The sequence below is a fragment of the Streptomyces sp. NPDC002690 genome (genome assembly GCF_053592415.1).
Genome location: NZ_JBSFVR010000281.1, coordinates 1 through 9,955 on the forward strand (window position 1 = coordinate 1; position 9,955 = coordinate 9,955).

At 73.0% G+C, this 9,955-nt stretch carries 1 protein-coding gene; it reads left to right on the forward strand.

Annotated features, from left to right (window positions below):
- A partial coding sequence (locus ACWD3D_RS27285; protein WP_451463439.1) for an amino acid adenylation domain-containing protein occupies positions 1-9,955 on the forward strand: 9,955 nt, incomplete at both ends.

Here is a 9,955-nt window from a genome sequence, read left to right on the forward strand (position 1 = left end):
TCGCGTATCTGCTGGAGGACGCCCGTCCGGTCCTGTTGGTGACGGACATGAGCACGGGTGACCGGTTGCCGGCGGGTCCGGTCGGCCGGCTGGTGCTCGACGAGCCGGGGACGGCTCTCCTGGTGGCGGAGTCTCCGGTGTCCGATCCGATGGTGGCCGTCGATCCGGCGCATCCGGCGTACGTGATCTACACCTCGGGTTCCACCGGCAGGCCCAAGGGTGTCGTGGCGACCCACGGCGGCCTCCTCAACCTGTTCGCCAACCAGCTTCCCCTGGTCCTCCGTTCGAAGGAGCGGATGCGGATCGGACTGACCACGTCCGTGTCCTTCGACGCCTCCCTCGACCAGCTGCTCGCCCTCTTCGCGGGCCACGAACTGCACGTCCTGGACGAGGCGACCAGGTCCGATCCCCGGGCCTACCTCGACTATGCCGCCCGGGTCGGACTGGACACCGTCGGCGGCACTCCGTCCTACCTCCAACTCCTCATCGAGAACGGCCTTCTGGAGCACCCGAGTTGGCGTCCCGCGATGGTCGGACTGGGCGGCGAGACCGTCCCCGAGCAGCTGTGGGAGCGGCTGCGGGCGGCGGACGGAGTGACCTCCCTGAACTACTACGGGCCGTCCGAGTGCACGGTCGACTCGGTCGTCGCGGCACTCGAATCCAGCCCGCGCCAGGTGATCGGCCGGCCCCTCGACGGCGTCCGGCTGTACGTGCTGGACGCCGCGCTGCGCTTCGTGCCGGCGGGGGTGCCGGGTGAGCTGTACATCGCCGGCGCGGGGCTGGCACGCGGTTACCTGAACCGGCCGGGTCTGACCTCGGGGCGGTTCGTTGCGGACCCGTTCGGACCGGGCGGCACACGGATGTACCGTACGGGCGACCTGGTGCGGTGGAACCCCGAGGGGAACCTCGAATTCCTCGGCCGCACCGACGACCAGGTCAAGGTCCGGGGCTACCGCATCGAACTCGGCGAGATCGAGGCGGTCCTCGCCGACCACCCGCAGGTCGCACGGGCCGCCGTGATCGTCCGGCAGGGCCGCGCCCAGGACTCCCGTCTGGTCGCCTATCCGGTGCCCGTCACCGGCGCCGAGCTCCGGCCCGAGGACCTGCGGGCACACCTGCGCGAGCGGCTGCCCGACTACATGGTGCCGACCGCGTTCGTCCCGCTCGACGCTCTGCCGCTGAACACCAGCGGCAAAGTCGACCGGCGCGCCCTGCCGGAGCCCGCGACCGCGACACCGGCCGGCCGCGAACCGCACACTCCCGCCGAACACGTGCTGGCCGGGCTGTTCGCCGAGGTTCTGGGCCTGCCCCGGGTCGGCGCCGACGACGACTTCTTCGACCTCGGCGGACACTCCCTGCTCGCCACCCGGCTGGTGGCCAGGGTCCGTACGACACTGGGCGTCGAACTGCCCCTGCGCACCCTCTTCCGCACCCCGACCGTGGCAGGACTGGCCGCCGGACTGGGCGGCGCGGACCGGGCCCGGCTCGCCCTGGAGCGGGGGGAGAGGCCCGAGCCGGTGCCGCTGTCGTCCGCCCAGCGCAGGCTCTGGTTCCTGCGCCAGCTGGAGGGCGCCGACTCGGTTTACAACATGCCGCTCGCCTGGCGGCTCCGGGGGCCGCTGGACCTGACGGCCCTGGAAGCGGCGCTGGGCGACCTCGCCGACCGCCACGAAACCCTGCGCACCGTCTTCCCGAGCGCGGATGGTGTGCCGCACCAGCGGGTACTGACCGCCGGGGAGGCGCGCCCGAGGCTACTGGTCACCCGGACCGACGAGTCGGACCTGCCGGGACTGCTGGCCGGGGCGGTGGCGCGCGGATTCGACATCGCGGCCGAACCCCCGCTGCGTGCCGAGGTGTTCGTGCTCTCGGCGGACGAGCACGTACTGCTCCTGGTGATGCACCACATCGCCGGTGACGGCTGGTCGCTCGGCCCGCTGGCCGCCGACCTGGCCACCGCGTACGCGGCGCGCCGGGAGGGCGGGGCGCCCGGGTGGGCACCCCTGCCCGTGCAGTACGCCGACTACACCCTGTGGCAGCACCGGCTGCTCGGTGAACCGGCGGACCAGGACAGCCTGTTCGCCCGTCAGGCCGCCTACTGGACCCGGACGCTCGCGGAGCTGCCGGAGCAGATCCGGCTCCCCGCAGACCGCAATCGCCCCGCCACCCCGTCCTACTCCGGTGGCCACTTGGCGATCGAGCTGGACGCCGAACTCCACGACGGGCTGATCCGGCTCGGCCGGCGGCACGGTGCCAGCGTGTACATGGTGCTGCAGGCCGCCCTGGCCTCGCTGCTGGACAAGCTCGGCGCGGGCACGGACATCCCGGTCGGCAGCCTCATCGCCGGCCGGACCGACCAGGCGCTCGACGACCTCATCGGGTTCTTCGTCAACACCCTGGTGCTCCGCACGGACACCAGCGGCGACCCGTCCTTCGCCGAGCTGCTGGACCGGGTCAAGGAGAGCGCGCTCGGCGCGTACGCGCACCAGGACCTGCCGTTCGACCACGTGGTCGAGGCCCTCAACCCGTCCCGGTCGCCGGCCCGCCAGCCGCTGTTCCAGGTGCTGCTCGCCCTGCAGAACGTGCCGAGCACCGAGTTCGCGCTGAGCGGTCTGGACACCGGGATCGTCCTCGTACGGACGCCCACGGCCATGTTCGACCTCGGCTTCCACCTGCTGGAGCGCGGTGGCACCGGCGGGGCGGCCGAGGGCATCGTCGGCCGGGTCGAGTACAGCACCGACCTGTTCGACCCGGCCACGGTCCAGACCCTGGTCGCCCGGTGGCTGCGGCTGCTGGCGGCCGTGGTCGCCGCACCGGAGCGCCCGCTGAGCAGGATCGACGTCCTCACCGCCGAGGAACGCCGCGAGCTGCTGGTCGACCGCAACGACACCGCCCACCCCGTCCCCGGCGCCACCCTGCCCGCCCTCTTCGAAGCGCGGGTCCGGGCCACTCCGGACGCCCCGGCGGTGCTGTTCGAGGACACCGCGCTCACCTACCGCGAACTGAACCGCCGGGCGAACCGGCTGGCCCACGCGCTGATCGCGCGGGGTGTCGGCCCGGAGCAGGTCGTCGCCCTCCGGCTGCCCCGTTCCGCCGAGTTCGTGGTCGCCGTCCTCGCGGTGCTGAAGACGGGCGCGGCGTACCTGCCGGTCGACCCGGACTACCCGGCCGTCCGTATCGAGTACATGCTGCGGGACGCCGCTCCGGCCGTGGTGCTCGACGACCTCGCGGCCGTCACACCGTCCGGCCCGCTGCCGGAGCACGATCCCGCCCTCCCGGCCGACCCCCGGCATCCGGCGTACGTCATCTACACCTCCGGCTCCACCGGCAGGCCCAAGGCCGTGGTGATGCCCGCCGGCGGGCTGCTGAACCTGCTGGACTGGCACCACCGGGCCGTCGGCGGCGAACCCGGCACGCGTACCGCGCAGTTCACCGCGATCAGCTTCGACGTCTCGGTGCAGGAGGTGCTCTCCGCGCTGCTGTACGGCAAGACCCTGGTGGTGCCCACCGAGGAGCAGCGCCGCAGCTCCGAACTGTTCGCCCACTGGCTGGACCGGCACCGCGTCGAGGAACTGTTCGCGCCGAACCTGGTGATCGAGGCGCTGGCCGAGGCAGCCGAGGAAGCGGGGCTGGACCTGCCGCACCTGCGGCTGGTCGCGCAGGCCGGTGAGGCGATGCGGCTGGGCGGTGCCGTGCGCCGCTTCCAGGAAGGCCGCGCGGGCCGGGTGCTGCACAACCACTACGGGCCCGCCGAGACCCATGTGATCACCGCCTACGCGCTGCCGGCCGACCCCGCCGACTGCCCGCTGCCGGTACCGATCGGGCTTCCGGTCGCCAACTGCCGTGCGTACGTGCTGGACCCGGCCCTGCGGCCGGTGGCCCCCGGCGTGCCGGGCGAGCTGTACCTCGCCGGAGCCGGGCTCGCCCGCGGATACCTGAACCGGCCGGGGCTGAGCGCCGGACGCTTCGTGGCCGACCCGTACGGTCCGGCGGGTACGCGGATGTACCGCACCGGCGACCTGGTGCGCTGGCGTGCCGACGGCGAGCTGGAGTTCGCCGGCCGGATCGACCACCAGATCAAGGTGCGCGGCTTCCGGATCGAGCCGGGCGAGATCGAGGCCGAGCTCACCGCGCACCCGGGCGTCGCCCAGGTCGTGGTGCTCGCCCGGGAGGACCGGATCGTCGCCTACGTCGTTCCCACCGGCTTCTCCTCCGACGAGGCCGGGGCGACCGGGACCGGGGCCGGTGCGGGGGCGCTGGCCGCGTACCTGCGCGACCGGGTGCCCGCGTACATGGTGCCGTCCGCGTTCGTCCTGCTCGACGCGCTGCCGCTGACACCGAACGGCAAGCTGGACCGGGCGGCCCTGCCCGCTCCGGAGCCCGCCACGACCGCGGGCGGCCGGGCACCGCGCACGCCCCAGGAGCAGATCCTGTGCGAGCTGTTCGCCGAAGTGCTGGGCCTCGCCCGGGTCGGGGTCGAGGAGGACTTCTTCGCCCTGGGCGGGCACTCGCTGCTCGCGACCCGGCTGGTCTCGCGGGTCCGGGCGACCCTCGGGGTCGAGCTGGAGCTGCGCGCGCTGTTCCGGAACCCGACCCCGGCCGGAATGGCGGCCGGACTGCACGGCGCCACGACCGCGCGGCAGGCCCTGGTGCCCAGGCCCCGCCGTGAACCGATGCCGCTGTCGTTCGCGCAGCGCCGGCTCTGGTTCCTCCAGCAGTTCGGGGCGCCGAGCGCCACCTATCACATGCCGCTCGCCCTGCGGCTGTCCGGCGACCTCGACCGGGACGCGCTGAGCGCCGCGCTCGTGGACGTGGTGGCCCGGCACGAGACCCTGCGCACGGTCTTCCCGCACGCGGGCGGAATCCCGCGTCAGAGGGTGCTCGGCACCACCGAGGCCGCCGTCCCGCTGACCGTGCGTACGGCCGGCGAGAAGGAGGTACGCGCCCTCCTGCGGGACTCGGCGGTGCGCGCCTTCGACCTGACCTCGGAAGTACCCCTGCGGGCGGAGCTGTTCGCCGTCGCGCCGGACGAGCACGTGCTGCTGCTGGTCATGCACCACATCGTCGGGGACGGCTGGTCCATGGGCCCGCTCGCCCGGGACCTGGCCGCCGCCTACACCACCCGGCAGGCCGGCGAGGCGCCGGCATGGCCGCCGCTGCCGGTGACCTACGGCGACTACACCCTGTGGCAGCACGAGATCCTCGGCGACGAGAACGACGCCGACAGCGTGTTCACCCGCCAGGTCGCCTACTGGAAGCGGACGCTGGCCGGTCTGCCCGAACAGCTCCGACTGCCCGCCGACCGGCCGCGCCCGGCCGTCATGTCGTACGGCGGCGACCTGCTGGAACTGAGGATCGACGCCGAACTGCACGCGAGGCTCGTCGAGTTGGCACGACGATCGGGTGCGACCCTTTTCATGGTGCTGCAGGCGGCGTTGGCCGCTCTGTATACGCGGTTGGGTGCGGGGGAGGACATCGCGATCGGGAGTCCGATCGCGGGTCGTACGGACGAGGCGCTGGACGATCTGGTCGGGTTCTTCGTGAACACGTTGGTGTTGCGTACGGACACGAGTGGTGATCCGAGTTTCGCGGAGTTGCTGGGCCGGGTGCGGGAGACGGCGTTGTCGGGTTACGCGCACCAGGACGTGCCGTTCGAGCACCTGGTGGAGGCGCTGAACCCGTCCCGCTCCCTCTCCCACCACCCCCTCTTCCAGACCGGGCTGGTCGTGCAGAACGCGCCGGGCGGCGACTTCGAGCTGCCGGGCCTGAAGGTCTCCGGGATGGCCGTGCTCACCGGGACCGCGCGGCTCGACCTGACCTTCGGCTTCGCGGAGGAGTACGGACCCGACGGCGCACCCGCCGGGCTCGGTGGAGCCATCGAATACAGCACCGACCTGTTCGACCGCCCGACGGTCGAGCTCCTGGCCGCCAGGTGGACCAGGCTGCTGGCCGCGGTCGCCGCCACGCCCGACCGGCCGATCGGCGGGCTCGACCTGCTCACCGAAGGTGAACGCGGTGAACTGCTGCCCGCCGCCGAGGACGAGGCGCACCGGGGGACTCTGCCCGAGCTCTTCGCGGCGCAGGTGGCGTCCGCGCCGGACGCGGTCGCGCTGGTCTGCGGCGGCGAGGAGTTGACGTACCGTCAGCTCGATCTGCGGGCGAACCGGTTCGCGCATGCGTTGATCGGACAGGGGGTGCGTCCGGAGCAGGTCGTGGCGGTTGCTCTGCCGCGGTCGGTCGAGTCGGTGGTGGCGGTGCTTGGTGTGCTGAAGGCCGGGGCCGCGTATCTGCCGGTGGATCCGGGGTACCCGCGGTCGCGAATCGACTTCATGCTGGCGGACGCCGGTCCGGTGGTGGTGGTCGACGATCCCGTGATGGTGGCCGACGCCGACGGGCAGCCGGAGACCGATCCGGGGATCGCGCTCGACGTCCGGCATCCGGCCTACGTGATCTACACCTCGGGCTCGACCGGCCTCCCCAAGGGCGTCGTCGTGAGCCACGCCGGCGTCTTCGGCCTGGTGGCGGCGCAGGCGGACCGGCTCGGCGTGAAGCCGGGCAGCCGGGTGCTCCAGTTCGCCTCGCCGAGCTTCGACGCGTCCTTCTGGGACCTCTGCAGCGCGACTCTCACCGGCGCCACCCTCGTACTGGCCCCGGCCGAGGCCCCGCTGGAAGCCCTGACGGACCAGCGGCTCGCCGTCACCCACGTGACGCTGCCTCCTTCGGCGCTCGCCGCACTGGACAGCGCCGCGCTCACGGCCACCACGCTGGTGGTGGCGGGCGAGGCGTGTCCGCCGGAGCTGGTGGCCCGCTGGGCCCCCGGACGCCGGATGATCAACGCCTACGGCCCGACCGAGACGACCGTGTGCGCGACCATGAGCGACCCGCTCTCCCCGGCCCCAGGCGTGCCGCCGATCGGGCGACCGGTGGCGGGCTTCCGGGTGTACGTGCTGGACGAGCGGCTTCGCCTCGTGCCGCCGGGCGTGGAAGGGGAGTTGTACGTCGCCGGGCCGGGTCTGGCACGCGGCTACCTGAACCGGCCGGGACTGACGGCCGGACGGTTCACCGCCTGCCCGTTCGGGCCGGCGGGGACGCGGATGTACCGCACCGGCGACCTGGTGAGGCGCCGGACCGACGGCGCCCTGGAGTACGTCGGCCGCGCCGACCAGCAGGTGAAGGTACGCGGCTTCCGCGTCGAGCCCGGCGAGGTCGAGGCCGCGCTGGCCGAGCACCCCGCCGTCGCCCAGGCGGCCGTCGTGGCCCGGGACGACCGGCTCGTCGGCTACGTGGCGACCCGTTCCCATCAGGCGGTCCGCTTTTCGGAGTTGGCGGCACACCTGCGTGAGCGGCTGCCGGACTACCTGGTGCCGTCCGTCTTCGTGGTGAGGGACGCGCTGCCGTCCACGCCGAACGGGAAGCTGGACCGGGCGGCGCTGCCCGCGCCCGAAGCCACTCCCGAGGGCGGCGGGCGGATGCCGCGCACGCCGCAGGAGCAGATCCTCGCCGGACTCTTCGCCGAGGTGCTGGACGTGCCGAAGGTCTCGGTCGACGACGACTTCTTCGCTCTGGGCGGGCACTCCCTGCTCGCCACCCGGCTGGTCGCCAGGGTGCGTTCGGTGCTCGGCGTGGAGCTCGGGCTGCGCGCGCTCTTCCAGACGCCCACCGTGGCCGGTCTGGCACGGATGCTGGCCGGGGCGGACCGGGCACGCCCGGCGCTGACCGCCTACGAGCGGCCCGCGACCGTGCCGCTCTCCTTCGCGCAGCGCCGGCTCTGGTTCCTGCACCGCATGGACGCCACCGCCGCGACCTACCACATCCCGCTGGCCCTGCGGCTGACCGGAACCCTCGACCGTGGAGCGCTCGACCAGGCGCTCGCGGACGTGGTGGCCCGCCACGAGAGCCTGCGGACGGTCTTCCCCGAAGTCGGCGGCGGACCGTGCCAGCGCGTACTGGACTCAGCAGCGGTCCGCCTCCCGGTCCGGCCGGCCGAGGTCACACAGGACGAACTGGCCGAGCGCCTCGCGGAGTCCGCCCGGCAGCCCTTCGACCTGGCGGCGGAGCCGCCGCTGCGGGCGGAGCTGTTCGCCGTCGCGCCGGACGAGCACGTGCTGCTGCTGGTCATGCACCACATCGCCGCCGACGGCTGGTCCACCGGCCCGCTCGCCCGCGACCTCGCCGAGGCGTACGCGGCCCGCTGCGAAGGTAGGACGGTGAACCGGCCTGCCCTGCCGGTGAGTTACGCCGACTACACGCTGTGGCAGCGCGAGCTGCTCGGTGACGCCGCGGACCCGCGGAGCCGGTTCGCGGAGCAGCTCGACTACTGGAAGCGCCAGCTGTCCGACCTGCCGGAACTGCTCCAGCTGCCCACCGACCGCCCGCGCCCGGCCGTCGCCGGCTGGCGCGGCGACCATGTCGGCTTGGAGCTGGACTCCGCACTGCACACCGCTCTGGTGGAGTTGGCCCGGAGCACCGGGACGAGTCTGTTCATGGTGTTGCAGGCGGCGTTGGCCGCTCTGTATACGCGGTTGGGTGCGGGGGAGGACATCGCGATCGGGAGTCCGATCGCGGGTCGTACGGACGAGGCGCTGGACGATCTGGTCGGGTTCTTCGTGAACACGTTGGTGTTGCGTACGGACACGAGTGGTGATCCGAGTTTCGCGGAGTTGCTGGGCCGGGTGCGGGAGACGGCGTTGTCGGGTTACGCGCACCAGGACGTGCCGTTCGAGCACCTGGTGGAGGCGCTGAACCCGTCCCGCTCCCTCTCCCACCACCCCCTCTTCCAGACCATCCTGGCCGTGCAGAACGCCCCCATGGGGCGGTTCTCGCTGCCCGGTCTGGACGTCGCCACTTACGCGGTCGCGACCAGGACCGCCAAGTTCGACCTCGGGGTCAGCATGGTCGAACAGTTCGGTCCGGACGGGAGTCCGGCCGGAATCGTCGGCGCGGTCGAGTACGCCACCGACCTGTTCGACCGGTCGACGGTCGACTCCCTGGTCCGGCGCTGGACGCTCCTGCTGGAGGCCGTCACCGCCGACCCGGAGCAGGCCATCGGAGGGATCGACCTCCTCGGCACCGGCGAGCGGCACCGGCTGCTGGAACAGGACAACGCGACCGCCCGGGACGTGGACACCGTCCCGCTGCCGCAGGCCCTCGCGGCGCAGGTGGCGAGGACGCCGGACGCGGTCGCACTGGTCCGCGGCGATGAAGAGCTGACGTACCGGCAACTCGATGTGCGGGCGAACCGGTTCGCGCATGCGCTGATCGGGCGGGGAGTTTCCCCGGAGCAGGTCGTGGCGGTTGCTCTGCCCCGGTCGGTGGAGTCGGTGGTGGCGGTTCTCGGCGTGCTGAAGGCCGGGGCCGCGTACCTGCCGGTCGATCCGGGGTATCCGCGGTCGCGGATCTCCTACATGCTGGCGGACGCCCGCCCGGCGGTGGTGGTCGACGACTCGGCCATGGTGGCCGGGGGTGACGGGCCGGAGACCGATCCGGGGGTCGTGGTCGACGTCCGGCATCCGGCCTACGTGATCTACACCTCGGGTTCGACCGGTCGTCCCAAGGGCGTCGTCGTGAGCCACGCCGGTGTGGCGAGCCTGGTCGCCGGACAGATCGAGCGCTTCGGAATCGAACCCGGCAGCCGGGTCCTCCAGTTCGCCTCGCCCAGCTTCGACGCGTCGGTCTCCGAGATCTTCACCGCCCTGCTGTGCGGCGCGGCCCTGGTGCTGCCTCCTGCGGCCGAGCCGCTCGCCGCACTCACCGATCCGGGCCTCGGCATCACCCATGCGACCGTGCCCCCCTCCGTCCTGGCCGCCGTGCCGGACGGCGGGATCACCGCGTCGACGCTGGTGGTGGCGGGCGAGGCGTGCCCGCCGGAGCTGGTGGCCCGCTGGGCCCCCGGACGCCGGATGGTCAACGCCTACGGCCCGACCGAGACGACCGTGTGCGCGACCATGAGCGACCCGCT